The organism is Rhodococcus sp. 1R11 (genome assembly GCF_004563845.1).
Classification (GTDB): Bacteria; Actinomycetota; Actinomycetes; order Mycobacteriales; family Mycobacteriaceae; genus Rhodococcoides.
On record NZ_SPNG01000009.1, the window covers coordinates 137,536 to 160,188 of the forward strand.

General features: G+C 62.9%; 23 protein-coding genes. 9 read left to right on the top strand and 14 right to left on the bottom strand.

Features of this window, described 5'->3' with window-relative positions; translation table 11 throughout:
• Positions 1-962: 962 nt before the first annotated feature.
• Together E4P29_RS16920 and E4P29_RS26605 are read right to left on the bottom strand one after the other, a co-directional pair.
• On the bottom strand, positions 963-1,700 hold the full coding sequence (locus E4P29_RS16920) for an HNH endonuclease signature motif containing protein (protein WP_348539771.1): 738 nt from the start codon (positions 1,698-1,700) through the stop codon (positions 963-965).
• Between the two features lie 168 nt (positions 1,701-1,868).
• Positions 1,869-2,081, bottom strand: a complete 213-nt coding sequence (locus E4P29_RS26605; RefSeq protein WP_348539772.1) for a hypothetical protein — start codon at positions 2,079-2,081, stop codon at positions 1,869-1,871.
• A gap of 18 nt (positions 2,082-2,099) precedes the next feature.
• Here E4P29_RS26605 and E4P29_RS16925 point away from each other — a divergent pair, with 18 nt between their 5' ends.
• Both E4P29_RS16925 and E4P29_RS25960 read left to right on the top strand, forming a co-directional pair.
• Positions 2,100-2,399 (top strand): nucleoside triphosphate pyrophosphohydrolase, encoded by a 300-nt coding sequence (locus tag E4P29_RS16925; RefSeq protein ID WP_135046367.1) that lies wholly within the window; start codon positions 2,100-2,102, stop codon positions 2,397-2,399.
• A gap of 103 nt (positions 2,400-2,502) precedes the next feature.
• Complete coding sequence (locus E4P29_RS25960; RefSeq protein ID WP_167735520.1) at positions 2,503-2,679, top strand: hypothetical protein; 177 nt, start codon at positions 2,503-2,505, stop codon at positions 2,677-2,679.
• A 64-nt stretch (positions 2,680-2,743) separates the two neighbouring features.
• Here the strand turns inward: E4P29_RS25960 and E4P29_RS16930 are convergent, their stop codons facing one another.
• Complete coding sequence (locus E4P29_RS16930) at positions 2,744-3,436, bottom strand: SDR family oxidoreductase (protein ID WP_209205444.1); 693 nt, start codon at positions 3,434-3,436, stop codon at positions 2,744-2,746.
• A 90-nt stretch (positions 3,437-3,526) separates the two neighbouring features.
• Between E4P29_RS16930 and E4P29_RS16935 the strand changes: the two genes are divergently transcribed.
• Positions 3,527-4,360 (top strand): LysR family transcriptional regulator, encoded by an 834-nt coding sequence (locus tag E4P29_RS16935; protein ID WP_135046368.1) that lies wholly within the window; start codon positions 3,527-3,529, stop codon positions 4,358-4,360.
• Positions 4,361-4,399: 39 nt separating this feature from the next.
• Here the strand turns inward: E4P29_RS16935 and E4P29_RS16940 are convergent, their stop codons facing one another.
• The 7 genes from E4P29_RS16940 to E4P29_RS16970 form a co-directional block, all read right to left on the bottom strand.
• Positions 4,400-5,221, bottom strand: coding sequence for an ABC transporter permease subunit (locus E4P29_RS16940; protein WP_135046369.1), 822 nt, complete (start codon positions 5,219-5,221; stop codon positions 4,400-4,402).
• On the bottom strand, positions 5,221-6,045 hold the full coding sequence (locus E4P29_RS16945) for an ABC transporter permease (RefSeq protein ID WP_135046370.1): 825 nt from the start codon (positions 6,043-6,045) through the stop codon (positions 5,221-5,223). The genes E4P29_RS16940 and E4P29_RS16945 overlap by 1 nt, the downstream gene beginning before the upstream one ends.
• Positions 6,042-6,857, bottom strand: coding sequence for an ABC transporter ATP-binding protein (locus E4P29_RS16950; protein ID WP_245154374.1), 816 nt, complete (start codon positions 6,855-6,857; stop codon positions 6,042-6,044). The genes E4P29_RS16945 and E4P29_RS16950 overlap by 4 nt, the downstream gene beginning before the upstream one ends.
• A gap of 31 nt (positions 6,858-6,888) precedes the next feature.
• A complete protein-coding gene (locus E4P29_RS16955) occupies positions 6,889-7,905 on the bottom strand; it encodes an ABC transporter substrate-binding protein (RefSeq protein WP_135046371.1) in 1,017 nt (338 codons plus the stop codon).
• 174 nt (positions 7,906-8,079) lie between these two features.
• Positions 8,080-9,339 carry an amidase gene (locus E4P29_RS16960; protein WP_245154375.1) on the bottom strand — a complete coding sequence of 420 codons (1,260 nt, stop codon included), beginning with the start codon at positions 9,337-9,339 and terminating at the stop codon, positions 8,080-8,082.
• Positions 9,285-11,102, bottom strand: coding sequence for a hydantoinase B/oxoprolinase family protein (locus E4P29_RS16965; RefSeq protein ID WP_135046372.1), 1,818 nt, complete (start codon positions 11,100-11,102; stop codon positions 9,285-9,287). The genes E4P29_RS16960 and E4P29_RS16965 overlap by 55 nt, the downstream gene beginning before the upstream one ends.
• Entirely contained in the window at positions 11,099-13,180 is a 2,082-nt protein-coding gene (locus E4P29_RS16970; protein WP_135046373.1) for a hydantoinase/oxoprolinase family protein, read from the bottom strand. The genes E4P29_RS16965 and E4P29_RS16970 overlap by 4 nt, the downstream gene beginning before the upstream one ends.
• 305 nt (positions 13,181-13,485) lie before the next feature.
• Here E4P29_RS16970 and E4P29_RS16975 point away from each other — a divergent pair, with 305 nt between their 5' ends.
• From E4P29_RS16975 to E4P29_RS17000, 6 genes are all read left to right on the top strand, one after another.
• On the top strand, positions 13,486-14,220 hold the full coding sequence (locus tag E4P29_RS16975; protein ID WP_135046374.1) for a FadR/GntR family transcriptional regulator: 735 nt from the start codon (positions 13,486-13,488) through the stop codon (positions 14,218-14,220).
• 131 nt (positions 14,221-14,351) lie between these two features.
• Positions 14,352-14,900, top strand: a complete 549-nt coding sequence (locus E4P29_RS16980; RefSeq protein ID WP_032368993.1) for a MaoC family dehydratase — start codon at positions 14,352-14,354, stop codon at positions 14,898-14,900.
• Complete coding sequence (locus tag E4P29_RS16985; protein ID WP_094623204.1) at positions 14,897-16,114, top strand: CoA transferase; 1,218 nt, start codon at positions 14,897-14,899, stop codon at positions 16,112-16,114. Before E4P29_RS16980 ends, E4P29_RS16985 begins: the two co-directional genes overlap by 4 nt.
• A complete protein-coding gene (locus E4P29_RS16990) occupies positions 16,111-17,481 on the top strand; it encodes an MmgE/PrpD family protein (protein ID WP_135046375.1) in 1,371 nt (456 codons plus the stop codon). The genes E4P29_RS16985 and E4P29_RS16990 overlap by 4 nt, the downstream gene beginning before the upstream one ends.
• 39 nt (positions 17,482-17,520) lie before the next feature.
• Entirely contained in the window at positions 17,521-18,684 is a 1,164-nt protein-coding gene (locus E4P29_RS16995; protein WP_032384865.1) for an acyl-CoA dehydrogenase family protein, read from the top strand.
• Positions 18,681-19,514 carry a CoA ester lyase gene (locus tag E4P29_RS17000; RefSeq protein WP_135046376.1) on the top strand — a complete coding sequence of 278 codons (834 nt, stop codon included), beginning with the start codon at positions 18,681-18,683 and terminating at the stop codon, positions 19,512-19,514. Before E4P29_RS16995 ends, E4P29_RS17000 begins: the two co-directional genes overlap by 4 nt.
• 2 nt (positions 19,515-19,516) lie before the next feature.
• On the opposite strand, the gene E4P29_RS17005 is transcribed toward E4P29_RS17000, so the two are convergent.
• The 4 genes from E4P29_RS17005 to E4P29_RS17020 all read right to left on the bottom strand — a co-directional run bounded on the left by E4P29_RS17005 (position 19,517) and on the right by E4P29_RS17020 (position 22,651).
• Complete coding sequence (locus tag E4P29_RS17005) at positions 19,517-19,894, bottom strand: hypothetical protein (protein WP_135046377.1); 378 nt, start codon at positions 19,892-19,894, stop codon at positions 19,517-19,519.
• A gap of 61 nt (positions 19,895-19,955) precedes the next feature.
• Entirely contained in the window at positions 19,956-21,266 is a 1,311-nt protein-coding gene (codB, locus tag E4P29_RS17010; RefSeq protein WP_135046378.1) for a cytosine permease, read from the bottom strand.
• The gene (locus E4P29_RS17015; protein WP_245154376.1) at positions 21,263-21,727 is read right to left on the bottom strand and encodes a nucleoside deaminase; all 465 of its coding nucleotides are present in this window, start codon (positions 21,725-21,727) and stop codon (positions 21,263-21,265) included. The genes codB and E4P29_RS17015 overlap by 4 nt, the downstream gene beginning before the upstream one ends.
• Positions 21,728-21,814: 87 nt before the next feature.
• The gene (locus E4P29_RS17020; protein WP_135046380.1) at positions 21,815-22,651 is read right to left on the bottom strand and encodes an NmrA family NAD(P)-binding protein; all 837 of its coding nucleotides are present in this window, start codon (positions 22,649-22,651) and stop codon (positions 21,815-21,817) included.
• Between the last annotated feature and the right edge of the window lie 2 nt (positions 22,652-22,653).

The window sequence follows — 22,653 nt, forward strand, 5'->3', positions numbered from 1 at the left end:
GACCTCAAGGACCGCAGGTGTGCGGTACCGGTCCGGCGCGGCCTGCAGCTGGGCTATTCAGCAAGCAAGGCTTGAAGACGTCTGACGGGATTTGGCCCCAGACCGTATCAGCCAGTCCTTGGACGTAGCGTTTTCAGAGGGACCTTCGGAGAGCGACAGTTTGCCGAATGCTGAGGAGATGAAGCTATAGAGCGCCTGGACCACTCAGAATGAAAGCTTGAGGCTAACGTTAGCCATGTTTAGTTTGTGCGCACTCCACAAGATACGAGTTTCGCGGCTCGCCTTCCGTCAGATCAAGAGCGGCAACGCTCAGATTAATTTACTCAGATTTTGGAGACCCAACCTGGATTTGCTGAAATTCAATCGGTTCCCGTTGGGCCCATATGCTCTACTCGCGAGTAGCGCTAGGTATTGCGTCCATACATCTATCTCAGGGCAAAGCGAGTCCAGGAGGTAGCGCTGCGTCTGAGTCTTCCGGGGAAAGAATCGAGCTAAGAGAGTATTACTCAGCATTGACGGACGGTCGAATAGATAGTTGATTGAACGATTGAACGAACCATCAAAGCTGCGATAAACTGCCCAGGTTCGCTGAAAGAACCACAACATGGCAAACAGATCTCTCGTATCTTCTTCGCTCAGGTGACCCTCGAACACCGTACTATCTTGGCCGACTCCTTCTAGCATGCTTCCGAAGTTGTGACGAATTAATGCTAGACGGTCAGAATGAGCCTCGGCAAGCAAACTCTGTGTACGGTCGAATTGGCCCTGTACCCTGCTCCGGTGGTTCCACCAGATCCCAGATATGCCCACGAAAATAGCAAGCACAGACTCAAAGTTCAGCGTCATAGTGATCTTACTCTACCGCGGTCGACACGTGGAACCGGGGCGGACCGTTGTTCGCCTTTGCTGCGGCATTGAGACGTACTGGTTGAGATGGATGACGTGGTGAGTCGGCATGGAGACTATTGGTGGCTTTCGGCGACGTCCGATAGGTTGATGCGGTATCCCTGCAGCCATGCGAAATCGACTTGTAAAGCTGTGATCTTGTTTCGGCCCAACCAGATTGGGCAGCCCTCGGGTTGGCTGGCATACAGTCCCCGTGCTGATGTGACCACTCGATCGAATTGCACCGGCCAGTCGATGCTTGCCGCCAATTCGGTGATGGGGTCGCGGCCGCGGTCGAGCGCACATAAGACGTGTGATCGCGCGGGCAGCAGTTGAGACTTGCTCGTGTTGCACGATGGGCATGCCAACACCAAGTTCGCGAGACCGTCGATCCCCACCCTCGACCACGGGAGCACGTGATCGACATGGGCGTCCGGCCCCACGCGCATCGAACAATAGAAGCACGTCGGACCGAAGGCTTCGATCAACGCGGCTCTGGGACGGATCAATGCGATTCGGCTGTTGCCGAACAGATGGCCTTCGAGATCTGGCACGTCGTCGTCGAGGAAGGTGTTCTTTCGCCGGACATCGTCGACCCATGCAAGCGTCAACGCGGGCTTGAGCAACGAGGACAATCGCGCCAGAGCAAAACACACTCCGGGGTACAGCGTGATCCGGTTGCCATGGGCCATGACGGTGTTCGTGCCCATCTTGGCGCTCATCCAACTGTCGTCGTACAGAAATGACTCGCCCGCGTACCCGCCCGGAACTCGTTGCGGGCGATGCAGCGGCTGTTGCACGAGAACAAGCTTCACCTTCTTGATCATCTCGCGGAACAGGCCAGGGTTTCTCCGGGCCGCGATGTCCAACGGCGTTTCACGGCCGGCAGTTGCCGTCGCACGAGCAAACTCGCGGACAGTGTCGGGAATCGTTGCTCTCGCCTGCGTCGACTGGCGGAGATAATGACCGGCGAAGTCACGGACCTAAGGCCAGTAGAGACTTACAACGCGCTCGGCTAAGTCGTCGAGATCGACATCGACCGCGGAACCGTGATCCTCGGGAACGTTCTCGACCGAGAACTCGAGTAGCGCGACCAGGACGGCCAGCTTGTAGGTGGCGACACGTACGCCGGAGTCGAGAACGCTGACCAGGTGCTGCCCGAGTGTCAGCGGATCAGCGGGCGAGGGAATCGACATACCTGCACACTACTGAGCATGGAAAAACTTGTTCGTGATCTGATTCCGTCGATCATCGAAGCCTTGGGTCGCGTCCCGAAATATCGAACCCTAAAGGCTGAGGATTATGGAAACGCGCTGATTGACAAATTGTTTGAAGAAGCGCGCGAGTTTCGTTACGCAACACCGGAAGTCAGGCCGGAGGAGTTGGCCGACGTCATCGAGGTCGTGCGCGCACTGGCCGCACATTTGGGCTTGACCGACGCGGATCTCGACAACCTGGCTGCGGACAAACGAGTGGAGCGCAGTGGCTTCGAGCAGCGATTCTGGCTCGAGTAGCGGGAGTGGACCAATTCTGCTGTGCGGAAGCATATTTAGCGGCAGGAGTCCGAGTACAGCTGGGACTTCGTGTTCCTTTGGATCGAACATCGATGCCGTCGAGATGGGTGCCGATCTGGGCTATCAGCGTGACAAGTCGATGACGTACGTCTCGACATCGGTCGGCGTGACGGCAGCTTTCGATTCGGTGGCGGACTACCAGCATCGGAAGCGATCGGCAGGGGTCGATACGGCATCGGCCTTCACCCCGGAAGATCGCAGAAGAGCGCGAGGGGAGTAGGAGGGGCGCTCTACTGTGTCCCTCCTGGATACCGTCGGCGGTGGTCAGATCGGCACCGAGAGTCTCACCAGGCCACCGATCCGGCGTCGTCGAAGAATCCGCCCCTCGGGCCATCGTCGGGCAGGGTGGCGAGCTTCAGTGCGATCTGCGCACCCTCCTCCGGCGTGCGTGTGGATGCGAATCCAGTGAAATCCGTTGCTACATAGCCCGGGCAGCATGCATTCACCATCACCGCAGTGTATGCGAGCTGCCGTGCGTACTGCACGGTCATCGCGTTCACCATGGTCTTGGATGGAGCATATGCCGCCATTATCGGGCCGGTCTGTAGCGCGAGCGAGCCCATGTTGCTCGAGACATTGACAATGCGTGGCGAGGCAGACCGAAGAAGCGTCGGAAGCAATGCGTTCGTCACTCTGATGACCCCGAATACGTTGGTGTCAAATGTAGTCCGCAATACGTCGATATCCAGCGTCGTCGGATTCTGTTGGTCGCCGCCGGAAATGCTTGCGTTGTTCACCAGTATGTCCAGGTCGTCGATCGAGCCGGCAGCGGCAGCAACGCTGTGGTCGGAGGTGACATCGAGGGGGACTCCGAAGGCGTCGATGCCCGCAGCACGAAGCTTGTCGACCGCGTCCTGTCGTCGTGCATCGTTGCGGGCCCCGATTCCCACTCTGATTCCCTGCATTCCGAGTCCGTGTGCGATAGCAAAGCCGATCCCTTTGTTGGCACCGGTGATCAGCGCGGTCTTTGTCGTCATGCGATCCATCGTCGGCGTCGAGAGCAAGTGCGTCCAATACCGATCGACCAACCAGTGATACTCGACGGGTATCACAGCTACGCTGTCGTAGTGGACGATCTCGAAACACGCGAACTCCGGTACTTCGTCGCCGTTGCCGAGGAGCTGCACTTCGGACGCGCAGCGCAACGCCTGGGGATCGCCCAGCCACCACTCTCGCGAGCGATCAGCAGGATGGAGCGCCGACTCGGCGTCGTCCTCCTGGATCGGAATCGTCGCGGAGTCGCACTCACTGCTGCCGGTGCCGTGCTTCTGAGGGACGCTTTAACGGCGCTCGACGCTGTTGCTGCGGCAGCGCAGCGAGCACGAGCCGCCGGTGCCAGAGTCAAGCTGGTGACCAAAGCCGGTGCGTCCCACGAGCTCCTACGGCGCGTTCTCGAAGCGCACCCCGCTGACGTGGATGTCATGTTGTGTGAAGTCGGTGAGCAGGCCGAATATCTCCGCCGCGGTGACGCCGACGTGGCGTTGATGCATCGCCCCGTCGACGACCTCGTCGGGCTCGACTCCGAGGACCTCCTCACCGAGGGGCAGGTCGCGATCGTTCCGCGTGATCACCCCTTGGCGTCGAAAGACGAACTGAGTATGGACGATATCCGCGACGTCCCCGATCTACCGATGGCCCGATGGCCACAGCTCGACGGTACCTATCCGAAGGGGCCCGGGCCCGAGGTGCGCGCTCAATCGCAGATCGCCCAACTGGTCGCGCTGGGTCAGGCACTGCTGGTGATCCCAGCATCGAGTCGCGCGTGGCAGTGGCCCGAGCATGTGGCCGTACCTGTGGCCGATGCGCCGATGATCACGACGGTCATCGCGTGGCCGTCCGGAGTCCGATCGCCAGAGGTATCGGCATTGGTCCGGTCGGCCGTCGGGACTGCGTTCGAGTGACGGACCGCAGGCTTTTCGGCGTGCGCCGATCTCTTGCGGTTACCGACCGCCGTACTTCGAGGTAATGCGACTTTCCAACCACTGCAGGGCGATCGTCGGCGGCAATGCCATCACCAGGATCAGCACAACCGTGCCCATGATGTTCTCCATCCGCACGAGGCTGACGTTGCGCAAAAGTTCGTATCCGATACCGCTGGACGACGAGAACATCTCGGCGAGCAGCAGTCCCAGGAACGCCAAGCCGAAGGTCATGCGCATACCCGTCGCCAATGCCGGGAGCACGGCGGGGATGACGATCTGGCGGATCAAGCGGGGCCAGCTCACCTGCAGTGACGCCGCCATCTTCAGATGGATTCGTTGCACCGATGCCGTGGCCTCGACCGCGACGAGGAACATCGGGATGAAGGCGGCGTAGAACGAGAACCCGAACCGGCTCAATGCGCCGATGCCCAGGAACGACAGGAAGATCGGGTACAGCACGATCTTCGGGATGCTGTTGATCGAGTAGACGATCGGGGCGATGGTTCGGGTCCAGAACGGACTCAGTCCCAGAGTCAGTCCGAGCAGCGAACCGACTACGGTGCTGGCCAGAAACGCGAGCACAAGGATGCGCAGCGAGTCCCCGACATTGGCGCGGAAGTCTGCCTTGCCCAGGTCCTCGACGAGCGAGGCCATGGCCTCGGCAGGCGTCGGGAAGATGAGACTGTCGACGAGAACGGCCGCGACCCACCAGATCAAGACTGCCAGGACGGCTACTACCAGAGGAGGGAGGAACCGTCGGGCGTTGGTGCGGCCCGCGGACGAGGTCACCTTTGCGGGAGCGGTCGGGGTGGTGGCTACTCTGTCCAAGGTGCTGCTCATCAGCGGCGCCTCCAATCGAATCGGTTGAGCGCGAGAGAGATCAGCGAGGTCGAAAGCAGAGCGATCAGCGCCACGATGAGGATCCCGGCGTACATGTCGGGGATGTCGAACCCGTCGTAGGCAATGGAGATGAAGTGGCCGAGCCCTTGCGTCGACAAGATGAACTCACTGGCCAACACCGAGATGACGGCGTACGAGAGCCCGAGCTTGAGTCCGGTCACGATGCTCGGTAACGCATACGGAAGAAGCACCGATCGGAAGTACTGCCACCGCGTCAACATCAGCGTTGTGCCGAGCTTGGTGACGATCGGCGACACCGCGTTGAAGCCTGTGCGTGCGTTCAGCGCGACCACACCGAACGCGAAGATGGTCGACAGGATGGCGATCGGAGCGACTCCAGCGCCGAATAGCACCACCATGATGGGGTAGAGCGCGAACGTCGGGACGGCGTAGTACACGTTGAGGTAGGGCTGAAACGCTCTGTCCCACAGCTCGTACCGCCACAGGACGTAGGCGGCGGCGACACCGAGTACGGAACTGAGCACGAACGCCAGAACGATGATGCCCAGCGTTCGGCCCAGCTCGTCGATCAGAAAGTCAGGGTCGGTCAGCAGACTCAGCGACGTCGAGATCATGTCGGTCACCGGAACGATGTCCAGCGGTGAGGCGAAGAACCGTGCCGAGATGTCGATGGCCACCAGTGCCGCGACCAGGATGAGTACGGTCCAGCCCCATGCGGGGAGACCGAGTTGGGTGGAGGGGGCGGGCCGGATATATCCGGGGACCACGGAGGCGCGGTTGCTCTCGCGCGTCGGCGAACTCATGGCTCGATGCTCATCGTCTTCTTGGCCTCGTCGCGTAGACTCGACCAAATGCGTTCGTGCAGAGCAGTAGCCGCTGGGCTTGCGAGGACGTCCTCGGAGCGCGGACGAGGCAGGTCGATGTCCATCTCGTCGATGAACCGACCGGGTCGCGCGCTCATCACCAATACGCGATCGGACAGCAGAACAGCTTCCTGAATGCTGTGGGTGATGAACAAAACTCCACACGTGAGCTTCTCGACGATCTTGAGTAGCTCGTAGGACATCACCAGTCGCGTCTGTTCGTCGAGCGCTCCGAACGGCTCGTCCGCGAGAATGAGGTCGGGCTCCATGGACAGGCAGCGCGCAATCGCCACACGCTGACGCATACCGCCGGACAACTGGGTGGGGTAGTGGTCGCCGAACTTGCTCAGCCCCACTGTGTTCAGCAGCTCGTCGGCGCGGGCGCGCCTCTCTTTCTTGCCGACACCTCGGACTTCGAGAGCGAACGCGACGTTGTCGCGGACGGTCCGCCAGGGCAGTGTGGCCGATTCCTGGAAGATGACCGCAGTCTTGGATCGAGGGCCGGTCAGCGGTTGGCCGTCGACGTGGACGGTGCCGCCGTCGTGATCCTGTAGTCCGGCGAACACCTCAAGCAGGGTGGACTTGCCGCAGCCACTGGGCCCGACGACGGAGACGAATTCGCCCCTACCGATGGATAAGTCGATCTCGTGGAGGGCGGTCACATCACCGAAGTGCCGTGACACCGACGAGGCGACGGCGACGGCGATGGCGGAGTTGGTGTCGGGGCGGGGTCGAGTCGCTGCGTGAGTCACGTCGCTACCTTCTGGTGGTGGGAAATTGTTGTCAGGAGTCGCAGTCGCCGGGAACGTCGGTCTCTACTCCCGCGGCGAGGAAGTCCGGGTCGAACAGGGTGCAGAAATTGGGTACTCGATCGCTGCCGGACGCTTCGACGCCGTCCTGGGCGGATTCGACCGACGCGGTGTCGAAGCCGCCGCCCCAGGTGTCGACCGAGGATGCACGCTCGACCACCGCGGTCGCCGACTCCACATCGAAGCCGGTGTAGTCCGCGTAGATCTGCGCGGCCGCAACAGGATCGGCCTTGATGGACGCCACCGCCTCGGTGTAACCGGCATTGATGGCCCGTACGACACCGGGATTACTCGCGGCGTAATCCTTGGTCGTGGTGATCGTCGACTGCAGGAACCGCGACATGTAGTCGGGGCTGCTGACGATCAGCTTGAAATCCTCCGGCCGCTGTTCGGCGACGATGGAGGGAACGAGCGCGATATCGACGTTGCCGGCTTCGAGTAGTGCGAAGCCCTCGCCGATTCCGCCGGAGGCAACCCGCTCGATCCGGCTCGGGTCGACGCCTGCAACGGAGGGAAGCAGACGCGTCAGAGCATCGGACGCCGAGTTGGGCCGGGTGTAGGCCCACCGGCGGACGTCCTCGATGGAGTTGATGTTGGTGTTGGAGGCGAGTGCGTAGAAGTTCATCGGGTACGGCCCCTGCGTGCCGCCGCCGACGATGCGCAGTTCGGAGCCGGCTGCGTCCGCCTGCACGATCGACGGGTAGCTGACCTCACCGATGGGGATGTTGCCGTCGAGCAGCGTGCGCATGGTCGCGCTGCCGCCCTTGCCCGGAACGATGTTCTCGACGATCACGCCGTGCTTCTCGAACAGTCCTTGCTTCTGTGCGACAAGCCAAGGGATGCTGTAGATTTCGGCCGCTGCCGAGACGGTGACATCGATCGTGACCGGATTGGCGGGGTCCGCGTCGGGGCCGGGGTTCGATCCGCATGCCACCAGCGCGCCGGATAGCGCCACTGCTGTCATGATCGAGGTGATTCGGCGTAAATGCATCTGCGTCCTCGCTTGCTGATCGGCGTGACGGTGCCGAAGTCGGAGTGTCGGCTGTCGCAGGCCCACCCGTAGTGAGACGTACGTAACAGCTACTAACCACTTAAACATAAGACGTTTTAGGCGTCAAGGTGAGGTAAATACGGACAATGCCGTTGATTGACCGTTCGGCGCGGGTTAAAGATCAGATGTATGCAGTGGTGTCGCCCGATGCCAGTCGGTCACCGACTGATAGCGCTCGCCGACGCCGAACAACGCGCTCTCACGGTGCGCCGCAGCGGTGAGTTGCGCTCCCACCGGCATGCCCGAGGTCGGGTGAAACCCGACCGGCAGAGCCAGCGTCGGGCCGTCGTGCAACGACCACGGGTATGTGAATTGTCCCATCCGGCGTGAGAGCGCAACCACGTCGTCGCCCCCGTCCCTCGGGGGAACATCGACGGGCATGGCCGGGTTCAACACCACGTCGACGGTCTCGAACGTGGCGGTCATGGCCTGACGGAACCGATCGCGGCCGGCGAATGCACGGGCACGTTCGGACTCGGAGATGCTCAGGCCCAACCTTATTCGCTCGTAGGTCGCGGCTTGGAAACGAGAGGGCTCGGTGTCGAGCCGGTGCCGATGGCGGCGAGCGAGGTCGCTGTAGACGATCGTGTAGACGATGTCCTGAGCATCGGCGGCATGCCCCAACTCGATGGGGACGATCTCGTACCCCAGTTCGGTGAACGTGCGCACCGCAGCTGCGACGGTCTGCGCGACGCCTGGATCCACGTCTGCGGTGAGGAACACGGTGGGCACACCGATGCGCGTCACCTTCGAGGGCTCGGATGGGCTGGCGGACAGGACGTCGAACAGCGCCTTTACCTCTGCGACCGACCCTGCCATCGGGCCGACGGTGTCGAATTGCTCGCTCACCGGGAACACGCCGTCGTTGCTGATCGATCCCCAGCTCGGGCGTAGACCGGTGATTCCGCATGCCGCGGCGGGGAGGCGCACCGACCCGCCGGTGTCGGTGCCCAGGGACGCGTCGACCAGTCCGGCGGCGACGGCAATCCCCGAACCGCCGCTCGATCCGCCGGGCACCCGAGTGCGATTCCACGGGTTGTAAGACGGGCCTGCGGCCGAGTTCTGCGAGGTGACGCCGACGGCGAACTCGGCCATGTTCAGTTTCGCGACCACCGACCCGCCTGCGCGTCTCAGCCGGGTCACTACCTGCGCATCAGCGTCGGCAATGTTGTGCTCGAAGAACTCCGACGCGCAGGTGGTCTCGACGCCGGCCACGTCGATGTTGTCCTTGACGCCGATGCGCAGGCCGGACAGGGGCCCCGGGGTGTCGTTCCGGTCGTCGATCCACCGGAGGACACCGCCGAAGGTCCCGTCCTCGATCAGGCTGTGCTCCGGGCGCGCAGCTCGGCCGTCGCGTCCTCGTCTACCGTCCACGAATCGGTGTTCACGACCACACCGTAGTCGCGTCGAGCATCGTCCTCGGTGAGGTACTCGTCCCAGACGTCGCTGAGTACCTGGAAGGGATCACGCTCGAACGGGTTTCCGAAGCCACCGCCCGAGGGCAGCTTGATCTCCAGCGTCTCACCGGAACGAATCGTCTCTTGAGTGACCTTGGAGTACAACACTTCCTCGCGGTCGGTTCCGGCGTTCCTGGTGAACGAGCCGGACACACCGTTGTGTCCACCGAGGGCTCCGGCCGGTGGGTCCGATCGGTTGTCGGCCTCGGAACCGAGGAACGTATCGGTCTCCATCAACCACTTGCGCACACTGCCGATACCGCCGCGCCACTTGCCGGGTGCGGGAGCCTCGTCGCGCAGCTCGTAACGCAACGCGCGCATGGCGTGGTTGAGCTCGAGCTCCTCGATGGGGTTGTTACGCGTGTTGGCCATCAGGGCGTCGACGGCGTCCATGCCGTCCTTGCCGTTGCGGCCACCGTAGGAGCCCTCGTTGATTTCGATGTAGACCCAATAGGATTCGCCGTCCGGCGCGATGCCGGAATAGGCGATGGCGCACAGAGCGGCGGACGATCCCGCGATGGCGTGATCCGGAAGTACCGGGGCCAGAGCGAGATTGATCGAGTCGAACACCCGGTTCACCTGCGAGAATCGCGCGAAGCACGACGCGGGGAAGTCCGGGTTGAAGATCGTGCCCTCGGGGGCATAGGCCTTGACGGGCCTGAAGCACCCGTCGTTCTGGGGAACGAATTCCTCGGTCAGGTCCTCGTCGAGCAGAATCGTGCGAATGGCCGAGACGGCCACCGGTAGAACCGAACCCTCGAACGGGACGTTGAACGCGGTGGGCACCTGGCTGTTCGAGCCGGTGAGGTCGATGAGAATGTCCTCGCCTTCGACCTGCACCCGCACGGCCACCTTGAGCGGTTCGTCGCGGTTCTTACCGTCGTCGTCGAGGTAGCCGATGGGCGCGGTGTAGCTGCCGTCGGGAATCTCGCGAATCTTTTTACGCAGCATGGATTCGGAGTAGTCCATCCAGCGCTCGCCCGCGCTCATCACGGTGTCGAGGCCGTACTTCTCGAGGAGCTCGGTGAATCGTTTCTCCCCGATCCGCGAGCACGCGATCAACGCTTCGAGGTCGCCGCGGTTCTGCTCCGGTGTGCGGACGTTGTCGAGGATGTGCTGAATCAGATAGTCGTTGCGGACCCCGGCCTCGTAGATCTTCATCGAGTCCATCAACTTGCCCTCGGCCCACACGTCGACGACATCCATGCAGAGGCCGGGGAAGTTGCCGCCGACGTCGGACACGTGACCGGTACACCCGGCGAAGCCGATGTGCTCGCCCTGCCAGAAGATCGGAATGATCACGCCGTAATCGGGGGAGTGAGCCGCACCGTGGTACGGATGGTTGTGCAGCACCACATCTCCGGGCTTGTACGTTCCGGCGAGGCGACGGTTGACCCCTTTGATGTAGGCGGGAATCGAACCACAGTGCATCGGAGTCGAATCCGATTCGCACAGTTCACGACCGTTGATGTCGAAGATGCCCGCGCCGAGGTCCTCGGACTCGCGGATGAGCGAGGAGTACGCCATGCGGTAGAGCACCTGGGCCATCTCCTTGGCCATCGACTGCAGGGCTCCGCCGATGACGCGCAGCGTGATGGGATCGACCTCGACGTCGTTCCAGGTTCGAGTGGATTCGCCCGCCAGTGACACTCCGGTGGTGGGCATCAGCGCCTTGCTCATGCGGGGTTCCTCTCGATGATGATGTGGCCGACGGCGTCGACGGTGGCGTGCTGATTCATGCCGATGATCGTGGTGGAATCGAACTGCTCGACGATCGCAGGACCGTCGATCTCGTTGTTCGCCAACAACAACGACCGCTCGTAGACCGGGGTGTCCACCCACTGCGGCGCGGACGTATCGTCCTGCCAGAACAGCGCCTGGGTGGTCGTCTTGATCGCGGCCGAGGAGTCGGCGGTACCCACGGCGATGTCGGCGATCTGCACGTGCGGGACCGCACCCACACCGGTGACACGGACGTTGATCAGCTGCACGGGCTTGTCGTCGAACCGCTGTGAGTAGGTGCGGCCGTGCACTTCGTGGAACGCCTCCGCGACGGTCTTGACCCACACGTCGTCGATCTCGCCGTCCGGCGCAGCGACGCGCAATTCGTAGCCCTGGCCGACGTAACGGCAGTCGACGCTGCGTTCGAGCGAAATGTTCTCGGCCGCAACACCGTCCTTCTCGAGCTGCGCGACGGCGAGGGCAGACAGACGCTCGACCTGCTCCTGCAGCAGTTCGATGTTCGGGTCCGCAGACGACGTCCACACCGTCGTCGGCTCCTCGTAGCGGATGTCGGTGGTGAGCAGGCCGACGGCGGAAGTGATGCCGGGGTGACCGGGCACGATCACCCGGGGAATGCCGAGCTGGTCGGCGATCTGCCAGGCGAACAGCGGACCAGCGCCACCTTCGGCGATCAGTGAGAAGTCGCGCGGGTCATAGCCTTTGCGCACCGAGTGCAGGCTGATCGCCTCGGTCATGGAATGGGCGAGGATCTTGAAGATGCCCATCGCGGCGTCGTCGAGAGGGGTGTCGAGCTTGTCGGCGATGTGAGTCTGAATCGCTTCGCGCGCCAGCTCGGGCTTGACCTCCATGGTTCCGGACAGGAAGCTCTTCTCGCGTAGCCATCCCATCATCACCATGGCGTCGGTGGAGGTCGGTTCGGTGCCGCCGTGTCCGTAACAGGCCGGTCCGGGAACGGCACCCGCACTGCGTGGTCCGACGCGGAACATGCCGCCGTCGTCGACCACGGCGATGGATCCGCCGCCGGCACCGATGGTGTCGACCTCGGCCATCGGCACCATCGCGTGATAGTCACCGATTCGGGTGTCGAGCAGATGCTTCATGCGCAGCGCGCCGTCCGGGGCCACGCCGACATCCGCGGAGGTTCCGCCGACATCGAGTGTGATGACGCTGGGGTAACCGGACGCTTTGCCGATGGCGCAGCCACCGAGCAGGCCGGCGACCACACCGCTGGTCAGGAGTGAGACCGGGATTTCGCTGGCGCTGCGAGAAGTGACGAGTCCGCCGGCCGAGGTCATGAGGTGCACGTCTTCGCCGACCTGCGCGGCCTTGGCCTTGCCGGCGAGATTCTCGATGTACTTCGAGGTCTTCGGTCCGATGAAGGCGTTGAGTGCTGCGGTCGAGAAGCGTTCGTACTCTCGGTATTGCGGCGCGACCTCGCTGGAGAGGGAGATGAAGACGCCGGGGAACTCCTCCTCGATGATGGCTCTGACGCGTTGCTCATGAGTCGGATTGCGGTACGCGTGCAGGAATGCGACGGCGATGGCCTGCACGCCTCGCTCGCGCAGCAGGCGAACCTGTTCGCGCACAGCATCTTCGTCGAGCGGGGTCAGAATATTTCCTGCGGCATCGATGCGTTCCGGGACCACCCGCCGGTTGCGCCGTGGCACGAGCTGCCACTTCTGCCACGGAAGATCCTGGTAGTTCGAGTAATTGAGAGGACGCTTCTTGCGCGCGATGTGCAGCAAGTCGCGGAAACCCTCGGTGGTGATCATGCCGACGTCGCAACCGTTGTGCTCGAGCACGATGTTGGTGGCCACGGTGGTGCCGTGGAAGAACATGTCGATCTCGGACGGGTCGATCCCGGCGCGTTCGGCGAGGACCTTGATTCCGTCCATCGTGCCGATCGAGGGGTCGTGATTGGTGGACGGGGTCTTGTGCACGACGACCGTGCCGTCGTCGTCCCACAGGACGAGGTCGGTGAACGTGCCGCCGACGTCGACTCCAATGCGTTTCATGCTGCGTCCGTTCTGTCGGTGCCCGAGGGGAGCGGGAAGGCGTGCTCCGCGTGTCCTACGAAGTCGTGGGGTCACTGCTGAGGTGACTTCAGTCATAGTGCGGGTGATCGCAAGGAAAAGCAATACCTCTGATGTATTGCGTCGGCTTTGTCCAAATATCGGTCCTCGCCGGAGTCGATTTGCGTGTTTTCTCGCTAAAAGGCGGATGTATCGAAGGGTGCGATCTCTGCATCGCGGAGCGTCGGCCACGATAAGCTCGAGCCGACCGGTCAGTAAAAACAGTCGAGCGACATCAGGGGGAAGACGTGGCCCAATCGGCTCCGCTCAAGGCGACCGCCAAGAGCGTCCCCGCGTATGCGGTTCTCGCCGGCCATCTTCGGAGCCGCATTCTGTCCGGTGAGCTGCAACCGGGGGAGCGGCTGCCTGGCGAGGCCGAGCTCACCGCCGAGTTCGGCGTCGGCCGTAGCACCATTCGTGAAGCTCTCCGGTCCCTGGCCAGTCAGAACCTGATCGAGACGACCAGGGGAGTGACCGGAGGAAGCTTCGTCGCCGTCCCCAGCGTCGGACACATCAGTGAGCATCTGGAAACCGGTGTGGCCCTGATGGCCGCCGCCGAGACCGTCACCGTCGACCAGCTGATGGAAGTGCGCAACCTGATGGAGGTACCGGCCGCAGGCATCGCTGCGTTCCGCCGCACCGACGAGCATCTCGAGCAGCTCAACGCGACGATCTTCGACCCCAACGACGTGCAGGGGCCCGAGACCTTCGCCAAGAACCAGGAATTTCACCTCGTCTTGCTGCGCGCAGCCCACAACCCCCTGCTCGAGCTCATCACGGCTCCCGTCTTCCGTGTCCTGTCCGGCCGATTCGGCCGCGATCATGCACCCGATGGGTTCTGGCAATGCGTCGACAGCGACCACCGGGGACTGCTCGAAGTGGTGGAGTCCGGTGACTCGATGGCTGCGATGGATCTGATGCGTAAGCATCTCGACCACCTCGGCGACTCGTACCGCCAGATGGATCGACTCCGCAACCCATAAACATCTGCTCTTTATCGAGTCGATTCAAGTGAAGTCTGCTGATTACCGGTTTTCTCGAACCCTTGACGGCGTAAACGTCTGATGTTTATGGTCTAGGTAAGGCACTCGCCAAACCGACACGAGGAGACACGGTGGCAATCCATCCGGCCGTTCTGGGGCGCTTCTTCGACGACTACACCGTGGGGGACGTCTACCAACATCCCTTCGGGCGGACGATCACGGAGACCGACAACACGTGGATCACGCTGCTGTCGCTCAACACCAACCAGAACCATTTCAACGCACACCTGGCATCGCAGAACCCCATCACCGATGGGAAGGTCATCGTCAACTCCGGCTTCACAGTCTCTGTGGTACTGGGACTTTCGGTGATCGACATGAGCCAGAACGCGATCTCGAACCTCGCCTTCACCGACATCAAGATGTCGCACCCGGTGTACGCAGGCGACACGCTCTACGCCGAAAGCATCTGCACCGGACTGCGTAAGTCCGAATCACGCCCCTACGCCGGCATAGTCTCGATGATCACTCGCGGCCTCAATCAAGATGGCGTCGAGGTTATTTCGTGGAAGCGCTCGGTCATGGTCGCCACCCGGGACAGCGGCATCGGGCAGAACTACTTCCCCGAAGCGCAGAACGGCCCGCTCGAACTTCCCCAGACTAAGGATTCCGACGCATGAGGCCACTCGAAGACGTCCGCATCATCTCGCTCGAGCAGTACGGCGCAGGCCCGTTCGGCAGCCTGCACCTCGCCGATCTGGGCGCGGATGTCATCAAGATCGAGGACCCCAGCGTCGGCGGCGACGTCGGACGCTACGTGCCGCCCTACAACGAGGGCGAGGACTCGCTGTTCTTCGAGAGCTTCAACCGCAACAAACGGTCTCTCTCCCTGGACCTTTCGACCCCGAGTGGCCGAGCGGTGTTCGAGGACCTCGTCCGTACCAGCGACGCGGTCTACTCCAACCTCCGTGGTGACGTGCCGGAGAAGATCGGCATCACCTACGACCAGCTCAAGCATCTCAATCCCGCGATCGTGTGCTGCAGTCTCACCGGTTTCGGCATGACCGGTCCGCGGTCGAAAGAGCCTGGCTACGACTACATCCTGCAGGGTCTCGCCGGCTGGATGAGCGTTACCGGCGACCCGGACGGCCCGCCCACCAAATCCGGTCTGTCGCTGGTCGATTACTCCGGTGGCTTCGTCGCCGCCATTTCGCTGCTGTCAGGACTGCACGCAGCCCGGCGCGACGGCATCGGCGGTGACTGCGACGTCTCGCTGTACGACACAGCGATGTCTCTGCTCACGTATCCCGCGACGTGGCATCTCAACGCCGGCTTCGAGCCGATCCGTACGAAGAACTCGGCGCACCCGTCCCTGGTGCCGTTCCAGGCCTTCGAGGCGACGGACGGTTGGCTCATCGTCGGCTGCGCGAAGGAGAAGTTCTGGGACCGGCTCGTCGTCGCCATCGATCGCCCGGACCTCGGTGCCGATCCGCGGTTCAGCAACTTCTCGCTGCGTGGCAAGCATCAGGACGTGCTGCTGCCGATCCTGGAAGAGGTGTTCGCCACGAATACCGTCGATCACTGGCTCTCGAAGCTCGGCCCTGCCGGGGTGCCTTCAGGTCCGATCAACGACGTCGAGCACGCACTCACCGAACCTCACACGCTCGCACGCAATCTCGTGGTGGAGACCGAGCACCCGGTGTACAACACGGTCCGTCAGGTTGCCTCACCGGTGAACTTCGGTTCCGAGGCCAAGCAGTACCGCCGAGCGCCGCAGCGCAACGAGCACTTCGACGACATCGTGCGCGACCAACTGGGCTACGACGACGAACGCGTCGCGAAACTGAAGGCGGAGGGTGCCTTCGGTACGGCGAAGGACGAGGTTCGGGCGTGAGTTCGACGATCTTGGCAGAGTGGGCATCGAGTGTGACCGTTGCCGACCTGCCCGAGAACGTCCGGCACTCGGCGGCGCGACACCTTCTCGATGGCGTCGGTAATACCGTTGCGGCCCAACGTCTCGGCTACGGCCGACCGGGCTGGACAGTGGCCAACGCCCTCGGAGGCCCACCAGAGGCGCGGCCTCTCACCGGCACCCGAGGCCTGTCCGCACCGGCAGCCGCCTTCGCGACCGGGGTGATGCTGCATTCCCTGGACTTCGACGACACGCATGCGGGCGCACTGGTCCACGCGACGGCCGTATCTCTTCCTGCGGCATTCGCCGTCGGGCAGCAGGTATCGGCCTCTGGTGCAGACGTGCTGACCGCCGCCGCCCTCGGTCTCGAAACTGCCTGCCGCCTCGGTGAAGTCAGTCCGCACGGATTCCACGCTCGGGGCGTGCATGCGACGGCAGCCGTGGGACCGTTGACAGCCGCGCTCGTCGCCGGCCACCTCTCGAAGTTCGACACCGAAACACTGGTCAACGCCCTGGGCATCGCCGGGTCGTCCAGCTCGGGGCTGCTCGAGTTTCTCGATACCGACGCCGACACCAAGGCGCTGCATCCCGGATCGGCGAGCATGAACGGTGTGCTTGCCGCCCGGCTCGCTGCCGCCGGTGCCACGGGACCATCGTCGGTTCTGGAAGGTCGACGCGGCATCTACGCTGCGCTGACCGATCGGCCGACGAACTTCGCGGCGTTGACGGAGGGGCTCGGGACGAGGTGGGAAGCCACCCGCATCGGCATCAAGCCGTATCCGAGTTGCCAGCTGATGCACGTGACGCTCGACGCGGTATCGGAAGCACTCGCAGACAATACGGTTCACGTAGGCGAGATCGCCGACATCGAGGTCTTCGTGCACCCCGATTCGAGTCCTTTCGTGTGCGGCCCGAACACCGGGGTCGCGTCCCCGCGCAGCACCTACGACGGCAAGTTCGATCTGCCCTGGAGTGTGGCCGCGCTTCTGCACGACGGAGCGATCACCGTCTCCACCTACACCGACGAATCCATCGCGCGCGAGGACGTTCTCGTCACTGCCCGCAAGGTGCGGGTGACGAACCTCCCGTCCGAGGTTCCCGCGGCCGCCGCGTCGGGCAGGGCCGTTCTCACCCTCACCGACGGGCGAGTGCTCGACGCCTCCGTCGGCGGCAGTCAGGGATCCGCCGGTTTCCCTCTGAGCGACGACCGTCTGCTGGAGAAGTTTCTCGCCAACTGTGGCAACGACTCTCGTGCCACCGAGCTCTCCGACCGCATTGTCGGATTGATCGACGAAACCGACTTGACCGCCATCCTCGACCTCGCCGCAGCCATCGCGCCGGCACCGTGACACTTCGATCGACGACACCCCAATCGACAGGACATCATCATGGACTTCACGTACGACGAGCAGCAGACGGCCTTCCGCAAAGCATTGCGCACCTTCGTCGACAAGGAAATCATCCCGGTCGCCAACGAGTGGGAGAAGACGGGCCGATACCCCACCGAGATCGTCGAGCACATGAAGGCCATGGGCCTGTTCGGCATCACAACACCGGAGGAGTACGGCGGCCTCGACCTCGACAAGGTCTCGTTCACTTTGGTGTACGAGGAACTCGCCCGCGGATGGATGGGTGTCGCCGGAATTCTCGGTAGCCACAACCTCTCGTGCTGGATGATCGGCAAGCACGGTACCGACGAGCAGAAGAAGACACTGCTGCCCAAGCTTGCGACCGGTGAATGGCGCACGGGAGTCGGCCTGACCGAGCCCGGTGCCGGAACCGACCTGCAGGGCATCAAGACCACCGCCAAGCGCGACGGCGACCACTACGTCGTCAACGGTGCGAAGACGTGGATCACCAATGCCCGACACGCGAATGTGCTTCCGGTACTGGTCAAAACCGACACCACCACGACTCCCGCGCACAAGGGCATGTCGCTGCTACTGATCGACACCACGACCGACGGGTTCGAGGTCCAGCGCGACATGGGCAAGCTCGGCTACAAGGGAACCGAATCGTGTGAGATCACGTTCACCGACGTACGCGTTCCCGTCGACGCAGTGCTCGGTGGCGTCGAGGGTCGCGGTCTGCAGCAGGCACTGTCGGGTCTCGAGATCGGCCGTCTCAACATCGCCGGCCGCAGCGTCGGCATCGCGCAGGCTGCCTACGACGCTGCGCTCGAATACGCCAAGCAGCGCACCGCATTCGGTCAGCCCATTGCCGAGTTCCAGGCCATCCAGCTCAAGATTGCCGACATCGCGACCCAGCTGCAGGCCGCACGCTTGATGACGTACTGGGCTGCATCGCAGGCAGATTCGGGTAAGCGAGTGGATATGGAAGCCGGTATGGCGAAGTACTTCGCCTCCGAGGCCGCCATTACCGCCAGCCTCGAAGCGATGCGCATCCACGGTGGCTACGGATACTCCACCGAGTTCGTCGTCGAGCGTCTCTACCGCGATGCGCCTCTCATGGCCATCGGTGAGGGCACCAACGACATCATGCGCACCGTCATCGCGAAGTCCCTCGTCGCGGGCACGGGCGTCATCGGATGAGGACCGCTCTGACGTACCTCTACGTCCCGGGGGATGTGCCGGAGCGGTTCGACAAGGCGCTGAATTCGGGTACCGACGCGGTGGTGTTGGATCTCGAGGACGCCGTCACTGCGGCGAACAAGGACCATGCGCGTGCGACGGTGGCCGCGTGGGTTGCCTCCTGCGAGCCGGGTGACGTGCAGATCTGGGTGCGTGTCAATCCTGGGGCGTTGCAGGAGAGCGATATTCGCGCGGTGTTGCACCCCAATCTGACCGGTATCTGGTTGCCGAAGGTGTCGTCTGCTCGGGAGATAGAGCAGGCCGACGCACTTCTCGGTGCGAGCGGCGTCGTGGTCTCGCCACTGATCGAGACGGCCGCCGGAGTGTTTGCCGCTCTCGAGATTGCCCGTGCCCCTCGGGTCAAGTTTTTACAGATCGGTGAGGTGGACCTGGCCGCCGATCTCGGCGTCGACGGCTCGGCGGAGCCATTGTCGTTCGTGCGTGCTCAGGTGGTGGCGGCCAGCGTCGCGGCGGGGATCGATCCACCGCCTGCTGCGGTGTCGCGGAATTTCCGCGATGCCGAAGCGTTCGAGGCCGATACCCGCACTTTGGCCGGTCTCGGTTTTGTCGGGCGTGCGTGTATTCATCCGGCTCAACTCGGGCCTGTGCGAACGGTGTTCGTGCCGTCGGAGTCGGAAGTTCTCGAGGCAGAGCAACTGTTGGCCGACTTGGAACGTGCCACCTCAGGAGTGGCCGTCGACAGCAAGGGATTTCTGATCGACGAGGCTGTGGCCCGAACTGCTCGTCGAGTGGTGGAGCGCGGTGCCGCGCGGGAGACGATCAACAACTGACGTCAGCCGAAGGCGATGCGAAGCCCGACACTCGCTGTGGCCCCGCCGGCGCTGAGGATGAAGTTGTGCCGTCCTTCGTCCCGGAAGACCATCTGCATCGGCAGGAACCAGAATCGATTCTCGCCGGTGAAGCCGGCGCCGGGGATTTGCAAGCCTCGTTGATTGACGATGTGTTCGCCGTTCGCATCGAGCACCTCGAGTGTCGCGGGGAAGTCCTTGCCGATGTCGTCGGGTCCCGTCTGCAACAGCGCGATTAGACGGCATTCGAGCATGCGGGTGTCGCGAGGAACCGTGCAGGTATCCCAGACACCGCCGAGAATGTCGAGCATGTCTTCGCTGACTCGCGCGTACTCGGCGAAGAACAGCCCGGTGATGATCATCGGCTTCGGCCACCTCTTTCGACCAACACTGGCGTCGGGGTTGACAGTCGTGTCGACAACCCTAAGCGGCCAGGGAGCCATCTGCTGACGCAGCGCCGCGTCGATGCAGAACCATCGTCAGTGCGATGGCGACGATGATGCCGATCAAGGGCGGAATTCCGAATTCGAGTTCCCCGGACAACCATGCGAGGAATGCGGCAAAGGCGTAGACCGCGAGATGTCGCCAATGCACGAGCGGGGGAGTGTGTCCTTCGGGGATACCCTGACGCCAGCGGCACAGGAAGTCCCCGATGAGAACACCGCCCAACGGGGGAATGAAAGTGCCGAGCAGGCTCAGGTAGTCGACGAGATGGTTGTGCACGCCGACGAGCGCGAGCAGGGTTCCGATTGCGCAGCCGCCGATGATGAACGGTGCCTTGCGGGGATGTCGAAACATTTCTGCGCCGGCAACTCCGAAGGCATATGCGGTGTCGGCGTTGCTCTTCCACAGGTTGCCGAACAGCAGGATCAAGCCCCAGCCGACGAGTCCCAGGTTGTAGAGAACCAGAACGAAGTCGCCCTCACCGAAGGTGATCGCTCCGATCGCACCGAAGAGAATCATCATTCCGTTGCCGACGAGAAACCCGATGATGCACGCCCACGCCGCTTGCGACCCGGATCGCGCGAACCGAGTCCAGTTGGGCGCCTGTGTCCCCGCCGAGACGAAGGTGCCGACGACCGTCGTGATGGCGAGAGTGACCGTCATGGTCGTTGTGGGTGCGATCGACGTCAGACCGGAGAACCCACCGACCTCGTCGAGAGATCGAGAGACCACCCAACACGCCAGGGCGATGATCAACGGCGTCGACACGACCGAGACCCAATACATCCCGCGGTATCCGTAGCACGCAGTGATGCACATCAGGATGCTCGCGCCGATCATCACGGCGGCACGTGCGGCATAGGACTCCCAGCCCAACGCCTGCGAGGTGAGCTCACCGATGGTGCCGATGATAACGCCGTACCAACCCACCTGGGTGCCACCGAGGAGCAACGACGCGAGCTTCGACCCGCGAGTGCCGAAGCTGTACCGCGCCATGAGCACGGTCGTCAAACCCGTTCGCGCTCCGGTAAATCCCATCATGGCCACGTAGGCACCCAGGATCGCCGAGCCGGCGGCGATCACCAGGATCAACGTCCAGAAACTGAACGCCGTGCCGAGTGCGGCACCGGCCAGCATCGTCGGCGTGAAGATCGTGAACCCCAGCAGCACGATGGCCAACGAGAAGAACGGCTTACGGGCACTGCGGGGAACCGGCGTGACGGGATAGTCCAGGTCGACCGGTTCGTCGGCCTTCTGTGCGGTGGACTCGTGATCGGCTCGGTTGCTCATGCCTCCTCACCGATGTCTTCGAGCCACAGGCCTGGTCGCTCCTCCAACATGCGTTCCATGAGCTGCAGACAGGCGGGGTCGTCCACGACGTCGAGCTGTACCCCATGCTCGCGCAACAGACTCTCCGACATCTCGAACGAGCGGTTCTCACCGATGACGATTCGCGGAATCTCGTACAGCAGAGCGGTTCCCGCACACATGAAGCACGGGGACAGGGTGGTGTAGAGGACGGACTTGCGGTACACCGACGCCGGCAGCCGGCCCGCGCGCTCGATGCAGTCGGTCTCTCCATGACGGATTGCACTGTCCATCTGGACCCGGCGATTCCGTCCCACCGCCAGTACTTCACCGTCGTGGACGAGTGCCGCGCCGATCGGAACGCCGCCTTCCTCCCAGCCGATCTGGGCTTGCTCGATGGCGAGGCCGAGAAAGTACTCATCGGTGCGTGCGGTATCGGTCACGGTTCCTCCTAGGCGTCTACGAACTGTGAACATTGTGCGCGTCGACAGTCGATCACGCGTCGCGAGATCGCCGAGGGGCGATGCGTCCTAGCGAATCAGAGCGCGCATCGGCGTCGGCGACCTACCCAGCAAAGCAGCGGTGACAACCCCGCTGGCAAGAAAATCGCGGTCGTTGTAGTACTCGAACATGGCCGAGAGACGCTGTTGCGCATCGGTACCCAATCCGGTGCTGTGAAGGTTCATCCACTCGTCGACACCGATGGACTCCACCGACACCGCCCGACCCGTCATCGTCTCGACCAAACGAACCGTGTCTCGGACGCTCAGTATCTCCGGTCCGCCGAGTTCGTACGTCGATCCGTGGTGAATGTCCGCACCTTCGACCAGAATCCGGGCTGCCACCTCGGCCACATCGTCGAGGCTGACGAACGAGAACTTACTGTCCAGGCTGTAGGGCACAGCAAGATCGCTACTGTTCCCGTCCAGAACCGCCTCGAAGTTCTGCGCATAGGCGCAGGGCTGCAGGATGGTCCAGTGCATTCCGTGCGCACTGCAGAAGGCACGAAGATCGTCCTCGCAGCGGGCCTTGTCCATGTGATGCGGCATCCTCGGGCTGTAGGGCCAGGCCACCGAGTGGTAGACGACGTGGTCCACTCCGGCGGACGCCGCCGCGTCCAGCGCCCGCAACACTAGAGCCGGCTCGTCCGGATGCACATTGGGTGCAATGAAATACACCCCACGGCACCCGGTGAAGGCCTCGGCAAGGCCTTCACCGGTCTCCAGGTCCACCGGATAGTCCGGCGCAGAACGGCTCAGCCGCCGCACCAGCGCAATGCCGTCGAGTGCATCTGCGACGGCTCGTCCGGTCTTACCCGTGGCACCGACGATCGCGATGTCGGTGCCACGGGACACATCGAGCTCCATCA